This window comes from Yersinia vastinensis (assembly GCF_902726565.1).
Taxonomy (GTDB): domain Bacteria; phylum Pseudomonadota; class Gammaproteobacteria; order Enterobacterales; family Enterobacteriaceae; genus Yersinia; species Yersinia vastinensis.
This window is the reverse complement of record NZ_CACVAF010000011.1, coordinates 59,227-78,493: the sequence shown is the minus strand read 5'-3', so window position 1 is coordinate 78,493 and position 19,267 is coordinate 59,227. Positions and strand designations below refer to the sequence as shown.

Below are 19,267 nucleotides of genomic sequence, written 5' to 3'. Positions count from 1 at the left end.
CAGCCAACCCACTCAACCTATCAAATGCCGCTTTTTTCATCTTTTTTGGTTCGACCTAACAAGGTCAGCGCCGCTTCGCGAGCATTTTTGTGGCAATACAGCACTTGATAAATTTGTTCAGTTATTGGCATCTCAACGCCATAACGCTGCGCTAATGCCAGAACTTCCTTGGTATTGCGGTAACCTTCAACCACCTGACCAATGTTGTCCTGCGCTTCTTGCACGCCCAATCCCTGACCCAACATGATGCCAAAACGGCGGTTACGGGATTGATTATCCGTGCAGGTTAGCACCAAATCACCTAACCCCGCCATGCCCATAAAGGTGGAGGGATCAGCACCTAATGCCGCACCTAAACGAGACATTTCAGCCAAGCCACGAGTTATCAAGGCTGTGCGAGCATTGGCACCAAAGCCAATACCATCGGACATCCCGGCACCAATCGCAATAACGTTTTTAACCGCGCCACCAAGCTGCACCCCGATAAAATCGGGATTACTGTAAACCCGGAAACTTTTACCACAGTGCAATAACTGTTGTAGATCTTCACTAAATTGCGCATCCGTTGATGCTAGCGCAATCGCAGTAGGGAGACCCGCAGCCAGTTCTTTGGCAAAAGTTGGGCCTGAAATAACAGCCAGTGGGATAGTTTCTCCCAGCGCTTCTCGCGCCACATCTGCCAGCAAACGGCCCGTTTCAGCCTCAAGCCCCTTGGTCGCCCAAACAATGCGTGCATCGGGGCGTAAATGAGGTTTGAGCTGATTCAATACCGCGCCGAAAACATGGCTGGGGACGACGACCAGTACGTCACGGCTGGCTGCCAACGCGCGTGCGAGGTCAGTTTCCAGTAGCAAAGTCTCTGGGAAAGGAACATCGGGCAGGAAGGCTTGGTTACAGCGGTCTTGTTGTAGAACCTGAATGTGTTTAGGGTCATGGCCCCATAACACGACTTGATGGCCATTACGCGCCAGCGTAATGGCTAATGCGGTGCCGTAAGATCCGGCACCGATGACAGTCATTGAAGCATGGGTGGTGTTCATCAGGCATCCTGACGTTGTTCAGCACCTTCGCCTTCAGCCTGCTGTTGCAGATAGTTCATGAACAGGGCATCAAAGTTAACCGGTGCCAGATTCAGCTGTGGGAAAGTACCGCGAGAAACCAGACTGGTGATACATTCACGCGCATACGGGAACAGAATGTTCGGGCAATATGCACCTAAGCAATGCGCCAGTTGGGTGCCTTCGATACCGGCAACGGAGAAGATACCACCCTGCTGTACTTCACACAGGAATGCAGTTTCTTCGCCCAAAGAGGCCGTTACCGTCACACGCAGTACCACTTCATACACATCTTCAGCCAGCTGACTGGAAGCAGTATCAAGATCAAGTTTAACTTCTGGCTGCCAATCTTGCTGGAAAACCTGCGGAGCATTAGGTGCTTCGAAAGAGATATCTTTGGTGTAGATACGTTGGATCTGGAAAGCCATCTCGGTGTTGTTTTGTTCTGACATGTGTATAGATACCCTAAAGTTAGACGTCCTTATTAAACAGCACAGCCGCCGTGGGCTCTTTCCATTAATATAATGAGGCCCACTGGCGAGTTAAAGCAGTGGATCAAGCCCACCGCGCGCATCCAGGGCGTGTAAATCATCACAGCCACCGATATGCTGCCCATCAATAAATACCTGAGGCACCGTCGTCCGCCCGCTGCGAGCAATCATCTCTTCACGTTTGGCCGGGTCATTATCAATAGCGATTTCATGAAAAGCCGCTCCTTTGCTGTTCAGCAGTGCTTTAGCACGATGGCAGTAAGGGCAGGTTGCTTTGGTATAAATCTCAATTTTCGCCATGGTGAACCTCAGTTAAATTTATAATCTATTGATATGACTAATCTTTATAACAATTACTTACCGCGTGCCAGTGGCAGGTTCTCGCCACTCCAGCCAGAGATACCTTCTTTCAAGGTAAACACTCGCTCAAAACCGGCTTTATTCAGCAACTCGGCAGAAGCGCGGGAGGTTGTCCCGGTGGCACAAACTACAATGATAGGCTGTGCTTTGTGCTTTTCCAACTCGCCCAGACTGCCGTTTTTAATATCACTTGGCAGTAAATTAATAGAACTGGCGATATGGCCCTTGCGGTAATCATCACGCGTGCGGATATCAACCACAACCGCATCTTCTTTGTTAATCAGACGCGTCGCTTCACCGCGAGTAATCTCTTTCACTTTTGACAGCGTAGTTTTAAAACTGGTGAAAATAACGGCAACGAACAACGCTACCCAGGCCAGACTCAAAACCGGATGCTGGCTAATGAATTGCATAATTTCTTGCAACATGGGGGTAAAAACTCCCGTTAGTTAGGGGATAATATTCAAGGGGACAGAGTATACCTGCGCGTTGCGGCAAATACAGCCAATATGCAAGTGCTATTGCAGAAACTGCGAGCAATCTCGGGAAGTTTTATCTCCGCTTTGATGATATTTACCCAAAACCCCACACCAATGTTGATCTCTTTGGGCTATTTTTAACCGGTTTTGTAGTAAATTACCGCCTTTCTACATAATAAAAAGGTTATGCAATGTCGAGCACGAAAAAACCACTGGTTCTCACTATCCTGGACGGCTACGGCCACCGTGAAGAACAGCAAGATAACGCCATTTTAAATGCCAAAACACCGGTTATGGACCGTTTATGGCAACAACAACCCCACACATTAATTGCGGCTTCCGGTTTGGATGTCGGCTTGCCTGATGGGCAGATGGGCAACTCCGAAGTGGGTCACGTCAATCTCGGTGCTGGTCGTATTGTTTATCAGGATTTGACTCGCCTCGACAAAGAAATCCAAGACGGTGACTTTTTCACAAATCCAACACTGACTGCCGCTGTTGATAAAGCGGTCAAAGCTGGCAAAGCGGTACATATCATGGGCCTGCTGTCTGCCGGCGGTGTTCACAGCCACGAAGACCACATTCTGGCGATGGTTGAACTGGCGGCCAAACGCGGTGCGACAGCTATTTATCTGCATGCCTTCCTCGATGGACGCGACACTCCACCACGCAGTGCTGAGTCATCACTGAAACGATTCACTGAGAAATTTGCAGAGCTAGGTAAAGGCCGCATTGCCTCTATTATTGGCCGCTACTACGCCATGGACCGCGATAACCGCTGGGATCGTGTACAACTGGCTTATGATTTGCTGACTCAGGCCAAAGGCGAGTTCACCGCAGACAGTGCTGTTGCCGGTCTACAAGCGGCCTATGCGCGTGATGAAAATGACGAGTTTGTTCGACCAACGGTGATTAAAGCCGCAGGTGAAGCCGATGCGGCCATGAATGATGGCGATGCATTAATCTTCATGAACTTCCGTGCTGACCGTGCTCGTCAAATCACCCGCACCTTTGTTAATGCCGATTTTGACGGTTTCAAACGCGATAAAGTGGTGAACTTCGGCGATTTCGTGATGCTGACTGAATATGCTGCGGATATTAAAGTCGCTTGTGCTTATCCACCGGCATCTCTGGAAAATACTTTCGGTGAATGGTTGATGAAGCATGACAAAACTCAGCTTCGTATTTCTGAAACTGAAAAATATGCTCACGTCACTTTCTTCTATAACGGCGGCGTTGAAGAACCATTTAAAGGTGAAGATCGTATTTTGGTTAACTCACCGAAAGTGGCCACTTATGACCTGCAACCTGAAATGAGCTCCGCAGAACTGACGGAAAAACTCATCGGTGCAATTGCCAGCGGCAAATATGATGTGATCATTTGTAACTATCCAAATGGCGATATGGTCGGTCATACCGGTGATTATGATGCGGCAGTAAAAGCAGTAGAAACGCTGGATAATTGCATTGAGCAAGTTGTTGCTGCGGTGAAAGCCGTTGATGGTCAATTGCTGATAACTGCCGACCACGGCAACGCTGAGCAGATGCGCGACCCGGCGACGGGTCAGGCACACACCGCCCACACTAGCCTGCCTGTACCCTTGATTTATGTCGGTAATAAAGAGGTTAAAACGGTTGAAGGTGGCAAACTTTCAGATATCGCACCAACCATGCTGTCACTGATGGAAATGGAAATCCCGCAAGAGATGACTGGTAAGCCGCTGTTCATCGTGGAATAATCCTTCGTTATGAAGGAAAGGGCATCATTTGCGATATCAATGGTTACGGAAGATACCATCACCGGCAACAAAGAGAGCATCTCCCTGTTGCCGAGTGAAGTGGTACGTCGTCCGTGGTCAGCACTGTACGCCGGCGTTTTTTGCGCTGGCGTATTGCTGTTGCCACTGATTGGCCACGCAGCTGATGCCCCTCAAACTGTAAAAACGGCAGATAACAAAACCCAGTTGAAGACTATTCAGCAAGATATCGCTGAGAAAGAAAAAAGTGTTCAGCAGCAAAAACAGCAACGCAGTTCGCTACTCGATCAGTTGAAACAGCAGGAAAATACCATTGCTCAAGCCAGCCGCAGCCTGCGTGAAACTCAAGGTACACTGACTGAGCTAGACAAAGAGATTTCCAGCCTCACCGCCTCAATCGCCAAGCTACAAAGCAAACAATCTCAGCAACAAGATATTCTGTCAAAACAATTGGATGCCGCCTTTAAACAAGGCCAGCACAGCAGTTTGCAGCTTATTTTAAGTGGTGAAGAGAGCCAGCGCAGTGAGCGTATTTTGGCCTATTTCAGTTATCTCAATGAAGCTCGCCAAAAATCGATTACAGAACTGGAACAAACTCGTACTGATCTGTCGGCTGAGAAAAAGACACTAGAACAAAAGAAAAATCAGCAAAAAGCGTTATTGGATGAGCAGAAAACGCAGCAAGAGAAGCTGGAACAAGCACGTACTGCGCGCAAGAAAACCCTCACTTCGCTAGAAGCCTCACTGGAAAAAAATCAGCAGGGTCTGGCCGAGTTAAAACTGAACGAATCACGTCTGCGTGATCAAATCGCCAAAGCAGAGCGGGAAGCCAAAGCCCGAGCTGAACGGGAAGCGAAAGAAGCGGCTCGGGTACGCGAGCAAGTGAAAGCGAAAGAACAGCAAGCTAAGAAAACCGGTTCCAGCTATAAGCCAAGTGAGAGTGAGCGCTCATTAATGGCCAGAACCGGTGGTTTAGGGCGGCCAAGTGCTCAGGCCGTCTGGCCAGTTCGCGGTAATGTGACCCATCGTTTCGGTGAAGCACTGCAAGGTGAACTACGCTGGAAAGGGATGGTGATTTCCGCACCGGAAGGCAGTGAAGTCAAAGCCATCGCCGATGGTCGGGTGCTTCTGGCTGACTGGCTACAGGGCTATGGTTTGGTTGTGGTTGTTGAGCACGGCAAAGGGGATATGAGTTTATATGGCTACAACCAGAGTGCGTTAGTCAATGTTGGTGCGCAAGTGAAAGCGGGCCAGCCGATTGCGCTCGTTGGGACCAGTGGCGGCCAAGGTGAACCTTCACTCTATTTTGAAATCCGCCGCCAAGGACAAGCTGTTAACCCACAACCCTGGTTAGGAAGATAGGGAACAACGTTAGGGAACATGTATTGCGCTATTTCAACACACGCCGATTTATCATCGTAAGCACCCTGCTCATCGCCAATGCCGCACAAGCGGGCAAACTTTCCATTGTTATTGATGACTTTGGTTATCGTCCCCAGAACGAAAACAAGATATTACAGATGCCACTGCCAATTTCAGTGGCGATCCTACCTAATGCTCCATACGCCAAAGAGATGGCAGTCAAAGCCCACAATCAAGGGCGAGAAATTCTGATTCACCTGCCTATGGCACCACTGAGTAAGCAGCCATTAGAGCGCGACACTTTGCAGCCCTCCATGAGCAGCGAAGAAATTCAGCGCATCATTCGCCAAGCGGTGAATAACGTTCCCTACGCCAGCGGCATGAATAACCATATGGGTAGCGCGATGACGTCAAGTTTTTCAGGGATGCAGAAAGTGATGCAGACGCTGGAGCATTACCAGCTCTATTTCCTCGACAGCGTGACTATCGGCAATAGTCAGGCCAGTAGGGCGGCAGAGGGAACTGGCGTCAAAGTGATCAAGCGAAAAGTCTTTTTGGATGACTCGCAAAACGAAGCGGCCATTCGACAACAATTTAATCGGGCAGTCGATCTCGCGCGCCGTAACGGCTCCGCAATAGCTATCGGGCATCCACATCCTTCCACGATTAAGGTGCTGCAACAAATGCTGCCTCAGCTACCTTCTGACATCGTTTTGGTTAGGCCTAGTGCACTGCTAAATGAACCTGTGCACAATTATAGCGGCGGGGGCAACGTCTCTCCGGACAAAACAAAACCGCGTGATCCGACGAAAAATGGCCGCTTGAAGGTTATCAAGCAATGCAACGCGAAAGCCAGCTACGTACCAGAGAAACTCTATGCCGATAAGATGTTTACGCTGTTAGGTGAAAGCCTAATGCAAAATCCAGCCGTGGTATTTGTACAGCGACATTGGCAGCAATACTTCCCGCCAATGCCGATCGCGCCTGAAAATGAAACAGTAGCGCCACCCGCAGATAAATCCACAACCCAATAGATAACAACGGGGCAGCCATCACTGACTGCCCCGATTTATTTAACTATCTGATATTTTTAAATTAAATCAATCCCAACTCAATACCACTTTCCCAGACTTGCCGGAGCGCATAGCATCAAACCCTTGCTGGAATTCATCAATAGAGAAACGGTGAGTAATAATCGGGGTTAAATCCAAACCAGATTGAATCAGAGCCGCCATTTTGTACCAGGTTTCAAACATCTCGCGGCCATAAATCCCCTTGATGAACAGCCCCTTGAAAATGACCTGATTCCAATCGATGGACATGTCAGACGGCGGTATTCCCAGCATCGCAATGCGCCCACCGTGATTCATTGAGTTCAGTAATGTGCGGAATGCAGGAGGTGCGCCGGACATCTCTAGTCCTACATCAAACCCTTCGGTCATACCCAGTTCGGCCATCACATCATTCAGATTTTCTTTACTAACATTGACGGCTCGCGTCACGCCCATTTTACGCGCCAGATCCAGACGATATTCATTTACATCAGTGATAACAACATGACGGGCGCCCACATGCTTACACACTGCCGCGGCCATAATACCAATCGGACCCGCGCCAGACACCAGCACATCTTCCCCGACTAAATCAAAGGACAGCGCGGTATGTACGGCATTGCCGAAGGGGTCAAAGATAGCGGCGAGTTCATCAGAGATATTGTCGGGTATTTTGAATGCATTAAAGGCTGGGATCACCAGATATTCGGCAAAAGAACCCGGACGATTCACACCGACACCCACGGTATTGCGGCAAAGATGGGTACGGCCACCACGGCAGTTACGGCAATGCCCACACGTAATATGGCCTTCGCCAGACACCCGGTCACCAATATTAAAACCTTTAACTTCCTGACCAATCGCCACAATTTCGCCCACATATTCGTGGCCAACAACCATCGGGACAGGGATAGTTTTTTGCGACCATTCATCCCAGTTATAAATATGTACATCAGTGCCGCAAATGGCCGTTTTGCGAATTTTGATCATGATGTCGTTGTGACCCAGCTCTGGCTGTGGCACCTCGGTCATCCAAATACCTTCTTCTGCTTTCAGTTTGGACAGCGCTTTCATAGACGAAACTTTCATGAACCATTCCTTACGCAATAACGTTAAGCTGTTTACCAATACGCACGAAGGCTTCAACAGCCTGCTCGACTTGCTCTGGTGTGTGATCTGCTGACATTTGGGTACGGATGCGCGCTTGCCCTTTTGGCACTACCGGATAGAAGAAACCGGTGACGTAAATCCCCTCTTTCAGCAACGCATTGGCAAACTCTTGCGCTAATGCCGCATCGCCCAGCATCACCGGGATAATAGCGTGATCAGCACCGGCCAGAGTGAAACCCGCGGCACTCATTTTCTCGCGGAATAAACGAGCATTAGCCCATAAACGATCGCGCAGTTCTGCGCCCTCTTCCAAGAGTGATAACACTTCAATTGAAGCAGCAACAATTGCTGGAGCTAATGAGTTTGAGAACAAATAAGGGCGTGAACGCTGACGTAGCCACTCAACCACTTCTTTACGCCCCGCAGTATAACCCCCTGATGCTCCGCCCAATGCCTTACCTAAGGTGCCAGTAATAATATCGACGCGATCCATCACTTCGCAGTATTCATGAGTCCCGCGACCATTGGCACCGACAAAACCTACCGCATGGGAGTCATCAACCATCACCAATGCTTGATACTCGTCAGCCAAGTCACAGACCCCTTTCAAGTTGGCAATCACCCCATCCATGGAGAACACACCGTCGGTGGCTATCATGATATGGCGCGCACCGTCTGATTTGGCTTGCTCAAGCTGGGCCTTCAGCTCGCTCATATCATTGTTGGCATAGCGGTAACGCTTCGCTTTACATAACCGCACGCCATCAATAATAGAAGCATGATTCAGCGCATCAGAAATAATGGCATCTTCTGGCCCCAGCAGGGTTTCAAATAGGCCACCGTTGGCATCAAAGCAGGAGGAATAGAGAATGGCATCTTCCATGCCCAGAAAACTGGCCAGCTTTTGCTCCAGTTCTTTATGAGTATCTTGAGTTCCACAGATAAAACGCACCGAGGCCATACCAAAACCATGGGTATCCATGCCTTTTTTCGCGGCCTCGATCAGCCGTGGATGGTTTGCCAGACCTAAATAGTTATTGGCGCAAAAATTGATTACATGGCGGCCATCAGCCACAGCAATATCTGCTTGTTGAGCAGAGGTAATGATCCGTTCGTTTTTATACAGCCCTTCAGCACGGGTCGTTTCGAGTTGTTGTTCTAATTGCTGATAAAAAGGGTTTCTAACAAAAGGCAGGGACATGCAGTTATCTCCAGGATGGGCAATTTCACCGTATATTTTACTGCTTGACGGATGAACTGACGAGAAACCTTGGCTTATATTATAAAAAATGCAGCACATATCACGGTGAACATTCCTAAACCCGCATAGAAACTGACAGATTAGCCCCTTTCGGCTGTGCGCTATCCTATGAAATGTTATGATAACGACAAATTAGTGTGGGGCATTGTGCCCGACCAAGAAGATTAGCAAGGGTGAACCTGATGATTATCGTCACTGGCGGCGCCGGTTTCATTGGCAGCAACATCGTTAAGGCACTGAATAATATCGGCTATAAAGATATTCTGGTGGTAGACAACCTGAAAGACGGTACCAAATTCGTCAATCTGGTTGACTTGGATATTGCTGATTACATGGATAAAGAAGATTTCGTTGCCAGTATTGTTGCCGGTGATGATATGGGTGATATCGACGCCATTTTCCATGAAGGTGCCTGTTCTTCCACCACCGAGTGGGATGGTAAGTACATGATGGATAATAACTATCAGTACTCTAAAGATATCCTGCACTTCTGCCTGGATCGCGGCATTCCGTTCTTGTATGCCTCATCGGCGGCAACCTACGGTGGACGTACTGATAACTTCATCGAAGACCGTCAGTACGAACAGCCACTTAACGTTTATGGCTATTCCAAATTCTTGTTTGATCAGTATGTGCGTGAGATTCTGCCGCAAGCTGACTCACAGATTTGTGGGTTCCGTTATTTCAATGTTTATGGCCCACGTGAAGGCCACAAAGGCAGCATGGCAAGCGTTGCTTTCCACCTGAATAATCAGATCAATGCAGGTGAAAATCCTAAGCTGTTCTCCGGCAGCGAAAATTTCAAACGCGATTTCATCTATGTGGGTGATGTGGCTGACGTTAATCTGTGGTTCTGGAAAAACGGTGTCTCTGGCATTTTCAACTGCGGCACTGGTCGCGCTGAATCTTTCCAGGCTGTTGCTGATGCGGTAGTGGATTTCCACCAAAGCGGACCAGTGGAATACATTGAATTCCCAGAGAAACTGAAAGGTCGTTATCAAGCATACACGCAAGCAGACTTAACCAATTTGCGTGCTGCCGGTTATGACAAACCCTTCAAAACCGTCGCTGAAGGCGTCAAAGAATATCTGACCTGGCTCAATCGCTCAGTCTAAATCACTTGCTGCAAGGAATTGATAAACGGTATGAAAATACTGGTCATCGGCCCTTCTTGGGTTGGCGATATGATGATGTCGCAAAGTCTTTACCGTACCCTGAAGGCCGAATATCCGGCAGCAGATATTGATGTGATGGCACCCGCGTGGTGCCGTCCACTTTTGGCCAGAATGCCAGAAGTGCGTCACGCAGTCCCTATGCCATTAGGTCATGGGGTTTTTGCGTTTGATGAGCGTCGCCGCTTGGGTCTGGCATTGCGTGAGACAGGCTATGACCGCGCTTATGTGCTACCAAACTCGTTTAAATCTGCCCTGATCCCTTATTTCTCTGGGATTAAGCAGCGGATTGGCTGGCGGGGCGAGATGCGTTACTTCTTGCTCAATGATATGCGCATTTTGGATAAACACGCCTTCCCGATGATGGTTCAGCGCTATGTTGCACTGGCCTATGATAAAGAACGTATTCATTCAGCCGACGATTTACCGCAACCTTTGCTCTGGCCTAAATTAGAGGTTCGAGATGAAGAGATTGCAGAGGTTACCGCTTCATTCAATCTCACCGATAGCCGGCCTATTATTGGATTCTGCCCAGGTGCTGAGTTTGGCCCCGCAAAACGCTGGCCACATTATCACTATGCACAACTTGCCCAGAAACTGATTGATGCTGGCTATCGCGTTATCTTATTGGGGTCTGCCAAAGATAATGAAGCCGGTGAGGAAATCCGTCAGGCTCTGGGCGAAAGCACGCGCGAATACTGCCTCAATTTAGCGGGCCAAACCTCGTTAGACCAAGCTGTGGTAATGATTGCTGCCTGTAACGCAGTGGTCAGTAATGACTCCGGTTTAATGCATGTTGCGGCGGCATTAGACAAGCCATTAGTGGCCTTGTATGGCCCAAGCAGCCCGGACTTCACCCCGCCACTGTCTGATAAAGCCACCGTGATCCGCCTGATTACCGGTTACCATAAAGTGCGTAAAGGTGATAGCGCTCAGGGTTATCATCAGAGCTTGATTGATATCCAGCCAGAGCAAGTGATGGCGGCGCTCGAGGCGCAACTATCTGCATGCAAAAGCGCTGTCAGTGAGGCTGATTAATGCATGTATTGATCGTTAAAACCTCTTCAATGGGTGACGTTTTACATACGTTGCCTGCACTGACGGATGCAATGAATACTATTCCCGGCATTCGTTTTGATTGGGTAGTAGAAGAGGGATTCAGCCAGATCCCCAGTTGGCACCCTGCGGTGGATAAAGTCATCCCGGTGGCAATTCGTCGTTGGCGTAAAAACTGGTTTGGTAGTGATACTCGGCAAGAGCGCTGCGATTTTAAGCGTGTTGTACAGCAGCGCAGCTACGATGTGGTGATCGATGCTCAGGGGCTAATTAAAAGTGCCGCACTGATTACTCGTATCGCCAAAGGAATTAAACATGGCCCAGATTGCAAAAGCGCGCGCGAACCGTTTGCTAGTTGGTTTTATAACTCCCGCCATGAAATTGATACCAAACTGCATGCCGTCGAGCGCATACGCCAACTATTTGCCAAAAGCCTCGGCTACGACAAACCAGAGAGTTACGGCGACTACGCCATCGCGCCGCGTTTTTTAAGCCAATTACCAACCGATGCAGGTCAGTATTTGGTTTTCCTGCATGCAACAACCCGCGACAGCAAACATTGGCCTGAAAGCCATTGGCTCAAATTGATTGAGCTGGTCGCGCCGACAGGCTTAAAAATAAAGCTGCCTTGGGGCGCGGAACATGAATATCAGCGCGCTTTGCGGTTAGCCGCGGATTTTCCTCATGTTGAGGTATTACCTAAACTCAGTCTTCAGCAAGTCGCTGAGGTTCTGGCGGGAGCAAAAGCTGTCGTCTCCGTGGATACCGGCTTAAGTCATTTGACCGCCGCACTGGACCGCCCCAACATAACGCTGTTCGGCCCAACTGATCCTGGCTTGATTGGCGGTTATGGAAAAAACCAGATTGCGGTTATTTCTGAGCAAAAAAGCATGGATACCATTTCGGCTGAAACCATCATGGCACGATTGGAAACACTGATTTTCTAAATTGTGTAATAACAATTGGCTCTGTTAATTATCGGAGTCAATTGTTCTCAGTATTCTGATTGTTAAGCGCCATTAATTGATTATTTAAGTTATTAAGCATGTTCGTTAATTCACATCGGGTTAATAACTGCATGCGGTTCTTTTACATACCCAATTAATGACTCAATACTATTTCGATAAAATAGACGCTATTGAGTCAGTGATAAACCACTGAGGATACAAAAATTATCAGATAAAAATATCACAATTAAATAAGCGGGTGGAATCTACGGCTACACCATGACACCCACCAAGCAATAATGACAATGATTCTCATTTTTAAACATAAAAAATCAATTTTACGACTTACCATTTGTTGAAAATTTATATTCTTTTTTATGAATGACCTGACTCTGCTCAGGTTATCAGGCGGCTCCAGTCGAAAAGAGCCTTTCTTGCTCAAATATGGTATTATTCTTAATAATCCATATAAATGAAATTGATAGAATGTTGCTGCGTTTATATCAGGTATTACTCTACCTTATTCAACCTCTGATTTGGCTGCGGTTGCTGTTACGTAGCCGTAAAGCCCCTGCTTATCGCAAGCGCTGGGGGGAACGCTATGGTTTTTGTGCTGGTAAAGTTGTTGCCGGCGGCATTATGCTGCATTCCGTTTCAGTCGGTGAAACACTGGCTGCTATCCCATTAGTTAGGGCGCTGCGCCATCGTTATCCATCATTGCCTATTACCGTGACCACCATGACCCCCACCGGCTCTGAGCGCGTCCAGTCGGCTTTTGGTAAAGATGTTCACCACGTTTATCTTCCTTATGACCTTCCCGGTTCGGTGAATCGTTTTCTTGATCAGGTCAATCCCAAACTGGTCATTATCATGGAAACTGAATTATGGCCGAACCTGATCAATGCACTGCATCGCCGCAAAATACCCTTGGTGATTGCTAACGCACGTCTTTCTGCCCGGTCTGCCGCGGGTTATAAAAAGATCGGTAGTTTTATACGCAACATACTGCAACGAATCACACTGATTGCCGCGCAAAATCAAGAAGATGGCGATCGTTTTATCGAGTTGGGTCTTAAGCGTTCGCAACTGACCGTCACGGGTAGCTTAAAATTTGATATTTCCGTCACACCTGAATTAGCCGCCAGAGCCATAACATTGCGCCGCCAGTGGGCACCACATCGCCCAGTTTGGATTGCCACCAGTACGCATGACGGCGAAGAAACTATCTTGCTGGAGGCCCATCGTCAGTTATTGCAGCACTTCCCGACATTATTGCTGATATTGGTGCCCCGTCATCCAGAACGTTTCCCAAAAGCGGTTGAATTAACGCAAAAAGCCGGTCTGAGTTACACATTGCGCAGCAAAGGCGAAGTCCCATCGACCAATACACAAGTCGTGATTGGCGATACCATGGGCGAGCTGATGCTACTGTATGGCATTGCTGATTTAGCTTTTGTTGGCGGGAGTCTGGTTGAACGTGGTGGTCATAACCCGTTAGAGGCTGCGGCCCACGCTATTCCAGTGCTGATGGGGCCACATAGGTTCAACTTTAAAGATATCTGTGCAAAGCTAGAACAAGCAGAAGGGCTGATTACCGTCACCGATACCTCCTCGTTGGTAAAAGAAATTACCATGCTGCTGACAGATGAGGATTGTCGCCTCTATTATGGCCGTCATGCAGTTGATGTCTTGCATGAAAATCAAGGTGCACTACAACGGTTATTGCACTTGCTGGAGCCTTATCTGCCGCAACGGAGCCACTAAATGAGTGCAAGAAAACGCCTGTCAGTGGTGATGATCGCCAAAAATGAAGCCTCACTACTGGCAGATTGTTTGGCATCAGTTACTTGGGCTGATGAAATAGTGGTATTGGATTCTGGCAGTGAAGATGAAACCGTCACATTGGCCCAACAATTTGGCGCAAAAGTTTACAGCAACACCGAATGGCCCGGTTATGGCAAACAACGGCAATTAGCCCAGCAATATGCCACTGGCGATTACATTCTGATGCTGGATGCTGATGAACGTGTTACCCCCGAGCTTAAAACCGCGATTGAAACCGCCTTATCAGCACCTGAAGAGGGGGCCGTTTATAGCTGTGCTCGGCGAAACCTATTTTTAGGCCGCTTTATGCGCCATAGCGGCTGGTATCCCGATAGAGTGACACGATTGTATCCGCACCACCAATACCACTATAACGACGATTTAGTTCATGAATCACTCAACAGTGGTTCTGCTAAAATTATTCCATTGACGGGTGATTTACTGCATCTGACTTGCCGTGATTTTTTTGCTTTCCAACGTAAGCAACTTAACTATGCTCAAGCATGGGCGGAGCAGCGCCATCAACAAGGCAAAAGTTGCCGTTACTTTTCAATTCTCAGCCATACTCTCGGGGCATTTTGTAAGACATGGCTATTACGTGCTGGTTTCCTCGATGGTAAACAGGGGCTATTGCTGGCAGTGGTAAATGCGCAATATACCTTTAATAAATATGCGGCTCTGTGGGCATTGAGCCATCAATATCAGAAAAGTGAGAATTCATGACCACTAAAGCCATCTATCCGGGGACATTTGACCCTATGACCAATGGGCATTTGGATTTAGTTACCCGCGCTTCAAAAATGTTTAGCCACGTGATTTTGGCTATTGCGGACAGTTCCAGTAAAAAACCCATGTTTACTCTGGCTGAGAGGGTTAATTTGGCAAAACAAGTGACCGCCTCGCTGGAGAATGTTGAAGTCTTGGGATTCAGTGAACTAATGGCCGAATTTGCCAAAAAGCATGATGCGAATATCTTGGTACGTGGCTTACGGTCAGTTTCAGATTTCGAATATGAATGGCAGTTGGCAAATATGAACCGTCATCTGATGCCAAAATTGGAAAGTGTCTTCTTGATGCCATCTGAAAAGTGGTCATTTATCTCATCCTCACTGGTGAAGGAAGTTGCGCGACATGGTGGAGACATCACGCCATTCCTTCCAGCACCAGTTACTCAGGCTTTGATGAGCAAATTAGCTAAATAAATAGCGTTAATGCTGGCAGTAGCGGCAAAAGAACGTACTGCGCTGCCCGTGTTTTGCAATTTCAATTACATTCCCACAACGGCGGCAAAGTTCTCCCGCCCTTCCATATACCTGTAATTCTTGAGCAAAATAGCCCGGCTTGCCATCTGACTGTAAAAAGTCACGCAACGTTGTGCCACCTTGCTCAATAGAATGCAATAACACTGCTTTTATCGTGGCAACCAACAATGCGATTTCGGACTCGGTTAATGAACCGGCAGCGCGATCAGGTAAAATACCTGCGGCAAACAAAGATTCACTGGCGTAAATATTACCAACCCCCACCACCACTTTGTTGTCCATCAGCCACTGTTTAATCACGGTACGTTTATTCCGTGATTTTTCAAGCAGATATTCAGTTGTAAATTCATCACTCAAAGGCTCTGGCCCCAAGTGTGCTAATACGTTACTGGTTGCAAGGTCTTTCGCCCATAACCAGGCCCCAAAGCGACGCGGGTCGGTATAGCGCAGTATTTTTCCATTACCGATAACCAAATCAACATGATCGTGTTTTTCTGGCTCAGTCTCTTCAGATAGAACGCGCAGGCTGCCTGACATCCCCAGATGGACGATAATCCAACCCGTTTTCAGTTCGATCAGCAAATATTTTGCTCGGCGTTGAACACTTAATACAGGTTGGTCACTGAGCGCGAGAATTTCATCCGATACCGGCCAGCGTAAACGAGCATTCCTCACCACGGCATACAGAATGGTTTGGCCGACAAGGTAAGGTTCAATCCCGCGTCGGCTGGTTTCAACTTCTGGTAATTCAGGCATGTAACCTCCCTAACCGTATTTCACTGAACTTTATATAATAAAAAACCCGGCCGAGGCCGGGTTTTCTTAATCCACCAAAATTAAAATTATTTAATTTTAGCTTCTTTGTAGATCACGTGTTGACGGACAACTGGATCGAATTTCTTCAATTCCAATTTTTCCGGCTTAGTACGCTTGTTCTTCGTAGTGGTATAGAAGTGACCAGTACCAGCAGAAGAAACCAGCTTGATCTTCTCGCGAACACCTTTAGCCATGATTCAGTTCCTTAATACTTCTCACCGCGGGCGCGAATTTCGGCCAAGACCGTTTCGATACCCTTCTTATCAATAACACGCATACCTTTAGCAGATACGCGCAGAGTTACAAAGCGCTTCTCGCCCTCAACCCAAAAACGGTGAGAGTGAAGGTTCGGCAGAAAACGGCGTTTGGTCGCGTTCATTGCGTGGGAACGGTTGTTACCGCTCACCGGGCGCTTGCCAGTAACTTGGCAGACTCGGGACATGTCTATTCTCCAAAAATCAAATCAGCTCGAGCTTCGTATAGGATTTGGCCGCCTCGTCAGGCTTTAGAGCCCATCTCAGCAAATTCACTGAGAAGACTCACTGTCATCAGGTCAGAAACCCCTGTCACCAGGCTATAAACCTGCTGAGATAGGCTCTTCACGCCAAACCCAAGATTCTCAAAGGTGGCGTAGTATACGCTCTGAAGCGTAAGTGCTCAAGTCCCGAACAGCTAAAGATCCCGAAAGGATCAATTATTCTTTCGCTAAAGCCATCCGCGTTCGGCAAATGAGACACATTCACCCCGTCCAACCACCAAATGATCGAGCACTCGAATATCTAATAATGAGCAGGCTTTTACGACCTGCGTAGTCATCAAACGGTCGGCTTGGCTCGGTTCAGCCTTACCCGAAGGGTGATTATGCGCCAGAATTAGCGCGGCGGCATTAACCTTCAGCGCTGCACGCACAATTTCCCTCGGATGGACTTCTACGCTGCTGATGGTACCAGTAAACATCTCCTCATGGCGAATAACACGATGCTGGTTATCTAAAAACATGACTAAAAAAATTTCACGCTCACGGTGCGAAAGAATATTTTGCAGAAATTTTTGAGTAATATCGGGATTGAGCAGAACACTTTCCCGCATAAGATGAGATGAAAAACAGCGACCGGCCAGTTCTGCAATGGCCTGGATCTGGCTATATTTCGAAACGCCAATCCCTTTTTTTGCACACAATGCTGAATAATCTGCCGATAGCAGCCCATGCAGCGAACCAAATTCTTCAATCAGATATTCAGCCATTTTTATGACATGCATGCCCGGAATACCGGTGCGCAGAAAAATAGCGAGCAACTCGGCATCAGTTAGTACGGCAGCTCCATATTTCAGTAATTTCTCCCTTGGGGCCAACGACCCGTTCCACTCATCCATTCCTTGGTTCCTGTTATCCCTAAGCAGCGCGAGCAGCATGCCTGAAGGCGTTGTGGCTGACGACCTTATGGTTATCAGCATGCGTAGCGTCTCGCAAATTTGATGATTGATGGCATCAGGAGATGCCCTGATAGCTAATCTCCACTACGGTTATGCTAAAATATCGCCTCTTACAGCTTTCATTCGGACAATCATGATGACGGGACTTTCCGGCAAACATATTGTGCTCGGGATTAGCGGGGGCATTGCCGCGTATAAATCTCCTGAGCTGGTACGCCGCTTGCGTGACAGAGGTGCAGAAGTGCGTGTGGTGATGACTAGCGCCGCCAAAGCGTTTATTACGCCACTCACGTTGCAGGCAGTCTCGGGGTATCCCGTCTCCGATGATTTACTCGATCCTGCGGCAGAAGCGGCCATGGGCCACATTGAGCTGGGTAAATGGGCTGATTTGGTGATTATGGCCCCAGCCACCGCCGATTTACTAGCTAGAGTGGCAGCTGGCATGGCAAATGACCTGCTGACCACAGTTTGTCTTGCAACATCCGCACCTATTGCCGCCGTACCGGCCATGAATCAGCAGATGTACCGAGCATCAGCAACGCAAGCGAACCTACAGACCCTCGCCAACCGTGGAATGTTACTGTGGGGGCCGGACAGCGGCAGCCAGGCGTGTGGCGATGTTGGCCCAGGCAGAATGCTAGACCCATTGGAAATTGTCGCACTGGCACAAGATTATTTTTCTGCTAAGCAAGATCTGCAACATTTGAGTGTCATGATTACCGCCGGACCAACACGAGAAGCACTTGATCCGGTGCGCTTTATCAGCAACCAAAGTTCAGGCAAGATGGGCTTCGCGATTGCTCAGGCCGCCGCCGCCCGAGGCGCAAATGTGACTCTGGTAGCTGGGCCTGTAACACTGCCAACGCCCGCAGGTGTTAAGCGCATTGATGTTGTCAGTGCGCTTGAGATGCAACAGACCGTCCAGAACTTGGTCGCCCAGCAGAATATTTTTATTTCTTGTGCTGCGGTAGCGGATTACCGTGCCGAGCAGGTTTCTGACGAGAAAATAAAAAAGCAGGGTGATGAAATTACCCTTAAGTTAGTGAAAAACCCCGATATTGTCGCAGGGGTTGCTGCGATGGCTAAAAATCGTCCTTTTGTTGTAGGATTTGCTGCCGAAACCCAGAATGTGGAAGAATACGCGCGACAGAAATTGGCACGAAAGAAACTAGACCTTATTTGCGCTAATGATGTATCGCTCGCAGAGCATGGTTTTAACAGTGATACTAATGCCTTGCACCTTTTTTGGCCGACTGGCGAGAAACGTTTACCGCTTTGCGATAAGCAGCTCCTCAGTCAGTATTTAATAGACGAGATTGTCAGCCGTTATGATGAAAAAAATCGACATTAAAATTCTGGATCCACGTGTTGGCAATGAATTTCCTTTACCAACTTATGCGACAGAAGGCTCTGCCGGTCTGGATTTGCGTGCTTGTCTGAGCGAAGCAGTAGATTTACTGCCGGGGCAAACAACCTTGTTGCCGACTGGCTTGGCAATTCATATCGGCGATAGCGCGCTGGCAGCAGTCATTTTGCCACGTTCAGGGCTTGGGCATAAACACGGCGTGGTATTAGGTAATCTGGTCGGGCTTATTGACTCTGATTATCAAGGTCAGTTGATGGTCTCCGTCTGGAACCGTGGTCAACAACCTTTCACTATCGAACCTGGTGAACGTATTGCACAGATGGTGTTCGTTCCCGTTGTTCAAGCAGAATTCAATCTGGTTGAAGATTTTGACCTGAGTGAACGTGGTACCGGTGGTTTTGGTCATTCTGGGCGCCAATAACCTACCCTAGACCTCAATATCGTAAAAAAGCTATCACAT

Annotated in this window: 21 protein-coding genes; 11 read left to right on the top strand and 10 right to left on the bottom strand. The window is 48.2% G+C overall.

Annotated elements, in window-relative coordinates:
* Window positions 1–20: 20 nt before the first annotated feature.
* The 4 genes from gpsA to HUZ92_RS16275 all read right to left on the bottom strand — a co-directional run bounded on the left by gpsA (window position 21) and on the right by HUZ92_RS16275 (window position 2,337).
* On the bottom strand, window positions 21–1,040 hold the full coding sequence (gene gpsA / locus HUZ92_RS16290) for an NAD(P)H-dependent glycerol-3-phosphate dehydrogenase (protein WP_050101085.1): 1,020 nt from the start codon (window positions 1,038–1,040) through the stop codon (window positions 21–23).
* Window positions 1,040–1,510 (bottom strand): protein-export chaperone SecB, encoded by a 471-nt coding sequence (secB, locus tag HUZ92_RS16285; RefSeq protein ID WP_050101086.1) that lies wholly within the window; start codon window positions 1,508–1,510, stop codon window positions 1,040–1,042. Before secB ends, gpsA begins: the two co-directional genes overlap by 1 nt.
* Before the next feature lie 90 nt (window positions 1,511–1,600).
* Window positions 1,601–1,849, bottom strand: coding sequence for a glutaredoxin 3 (gene grxC, locus HUZ92_RS16280; protein WP_050101087.1), 249 nt, complete (start codon window positions 1,847–1,849; stop codon window positions 1,601–1,603).
* Window positions 1,850–1,902: 53 nt separating this feature from the next.
* Window positions 1,903–2,337 (bottom strand): rhodanese-like domain-containing protein, encoded by a 435-nt coding sequence (locus HUZ92_RS16275; RefSeq protein ID WP_050101088.1) that lies wholly within the window; start codon window positions 2,335–2,337, stop codon window positions 1,903–1,905.
* 242 nt (window positions 2,338–2,579) lie between these two features.
* Here HUZ92_RS16275 and gpmM point away from each other — a divergent pair, with 242 nt between their 5' ends.
* From gpmM to HUZ92_RS16260, 3 genes are read left to right on the top strand one after another with little or no spacing between them, the layout of a single operon-like run.
* Entirely contained in the window at window positions 2,580–4,127 is a 1,548-nt protein-coding gene (gpmM, locus tag HUZ92_RS16270) for a 2,3-bisphosphoglycerate-independent phosphoglycerate mutase (protein ID WP_050296336.1), read from the top strand.
* A 9-nt stretch (window positions 4,128–4,136) separates the two neighbouring features.
* The gene (gene envC / locus HUZ92_RS16265) at window positions 4,137–5,507 is read left to right on the top strand and encodes a murein hydrolase activator EnvC (protein WP_050101090.1); all 1,371 of its coding nucleotides are present in this window, start codon (window positions 4,137–4,139) and stop codon (window positions 5,505–5,507) included.
* A 23-nt stretch (window positions 5,508–5,530) separates the two neighbouring features.
* The gene (locus HUZ92_RS16260; RefSeq protein WP_050101091.1) at window positions 5,531–6,541 is read left to right on the top strand and encodes a divergent polysaccharide deacetylase family protein; all 1,011 of its coding nucleotides are present in this window, start codon (window positions 5,531–5,533) and stop codon (window positions 6,539–6,541) included.
* A gap of 66 nt (window positions 6,542–6,607) precedes the next feature.
* Here HUZ92_RS16260 and tdh read toward each other — a convergent pair whose 3' ends face one another.
* Entirely contained in the window at window positions 6,608–7,633 is a 1,026-nt protein-coding gene (tdh, locus tag HUZ92_RS16255) for an L-threonine 3-dehydrogenase (RefSeq protein ID WP_004710489.1), read from the bottom strand.
* Between the two features lie 25 nt (window positions 7,634–7,658).
* Complete coding sequence (gene kbl / locus HUZ92_RS16250) at window positions 7,659–8,870, bottom strand: glycine C-acetyltransferase (protein WP_050101092.1); 1,212 nt, start codon at window positions 8,868–8,870, stop codon at window positions 7,659–7,661.
* A 242-nt stretch (window positions 8,871–9,112) separates the two neighbouring features.
* Here kbl and rfaD point away from each other — a divergent pair, with 242 nt between their 5' ends.
* The 6 genes from rfaD to coaD all read left to right on the top strand — a co-directional run bounded on the left by rfaD (window position 9,113) and on the right by coaD (window position 15,131).
* The gene (gene rfaD / locus HUZ92_RS16245) at window positions 9,113–10,045 is read left to right on the top strand and encodes an ADP-glyceromanno-heptose 6-epimerase (RefSeq protein WP_050101093.1); all 933 of its coding nucleotides are present in this window, start codon (window positions 9,113–9,115) and stop codon (window positions 10,043–10,045) included.
* 30 nt (window positions 10,046–10,075) lie between these two features.
* Complete coding sequence (gene rfaF / locus HUZ92_RS16240; RefSeq protein WP_050101094.1) at window positions 10,076–11,140, top strand: ADP-heptose--LPS heptosyltransferase RfaF; 1,065 nt, start codon at window positions 10,076–10,078, stop codon at window positions 11,138–11,140.
* Window positions 11,140–12,105 (top strand): lipopolysaccharide heptosyltransferase RfaC, encoded by a 966-nt coding sequence (gene rfaC / locus HUZ92_RS16235; RefSeq protein WP_050296335.1) that lies wholly within the window; start codon window positions 11,140–11,142, stop codon window positions 12,103–12,105. Before rfaF ends, rfaC begins: the two co-directional genes overlap by 1 nt.
* 486 nt (window positions 12,106–12,591) lie before the next feature.
* On the top strand, window positions 12,592–13,869 hold the full coding sequence (waaA, locus tag HUZ92_RS16230; protein WP_145579463.1) for a lipid IV(A) 3-deoxy-D-manno-octulosonic acid transferase: 1,278 nt from the start codon (window positions 12,592–12,594) through the stop codon (window positions 13,867–13,869).
* A complete protein-coding gene (locus HUZ92_RS16225; RefSeq protein ID WP_050101097.1) occupies window positions 13,870–14,652 on the top strand; it encodes a glycosyltransferase family 2 protein in 783 nt (260 codons plus the stop codon). It abuts the gene before it with no gap.
* Window positions 14,649–15,131, top strand: a complete 483-nt coding sequence (coaD, locus tag HUZ92_RS16220) for a pantetheine-phosphate adenylyltransferase (protein ID WP_050101098.1) — start codon at window positions 14,649–14,651, stop codon at window positions 15,129–15,131. The genes HUZ92_RS16225 and coaD overlap by 4 nt, the downstream gene beginning before the upstream one ends.
* A 6-nt stretch (window positions 15,132–15,137) precedes the next feature.
* Here coaD and mutM read toward each other — a convergent pair whose 3' ends face one another.
* From mutM to radC, 4 genes are all read right to left on the bottom strand, one after another.
* Entirely contained in the window at window positions 15,138–15,947 is an 810-nt protein-coding gene (mutM, locus tag HUZ92_RS16215) for a bifunctional DNA-formamidopyrimidine glycosylase/DNA-(apurinic or apyrimidinic site) lyase (protein ID WP_050101099.1), read from the bottom strand.
* Window positions 15,948–16,033: 86 nt separating this feature from the next.
* Entirely contained in the window at window positions 16,034–16,201 is a 168-nt protein-coding gene (rpmG, locus tag HUZ92_RS16210) for a 50S ribosomal protein L33 (RefSeq protein ID WP_004392084.1), read from the bottom strand.
* A gap of 11 nt (window positions 16,202–16,212) precedes the next feature.
* Complete coding sequence (gene rpmB, locus HUZ92_RS16205; RefSeq protein ID WP_005164747.1) at window positions 16,213–16,449, bottom strand: 50S ribosomal protein L28; 237 nt, start codon at window positions 16,447–16,449, stop codon at window positions 16,213–16,215.
* Window positions 16,450–16,712: 263 nt separating this feature from the next.
* Window positions 16,713–17,381, bottom strand: a complete 669-nt coding sequence (radC, locus tag HUZ92_RS16200; protein WP_050101100.1) for a RadC family protein — start codon at window positions 17,379–17,381, stop codon at window positions 16,713–16,715.
* Between the two features lie 193 nt (window positions 17,382–17,574).
* On the opposite strand from radC, the gene coaBC reads away from it, so the two are divergent.
* Window positions 17,575–18,792, top strand: coding sequence for a bifunctional phosphopantothenoylcysteine decarboxylase/phosphopantothenate--cysteine ligase CoaBC (coaBC, locus tag HUZ92_RS16195; RefSeq protein ID WP_050141068.1), 1,218 nt, complete (start codon window positions 17,575–17,577; stop codon window positions 18,790–18,792).
* Window positions 18,770–19,228 (top strand): dUTP diphosphatase, encoded by a 459-nt coding sequence (dut, locus tag HUZ92_RS16190; protein WP_050101102.1) that lies wholly within the window; start codon window positions 18,770–18,772, stop codon window positions 19,226–19,228. Before coaBC ends, dut begins: the two co-directional genes overlap by 23 nt.
* The last annotated feature ends 39 nt before the right edge of the window (window positions 19,229–19,267 follow it).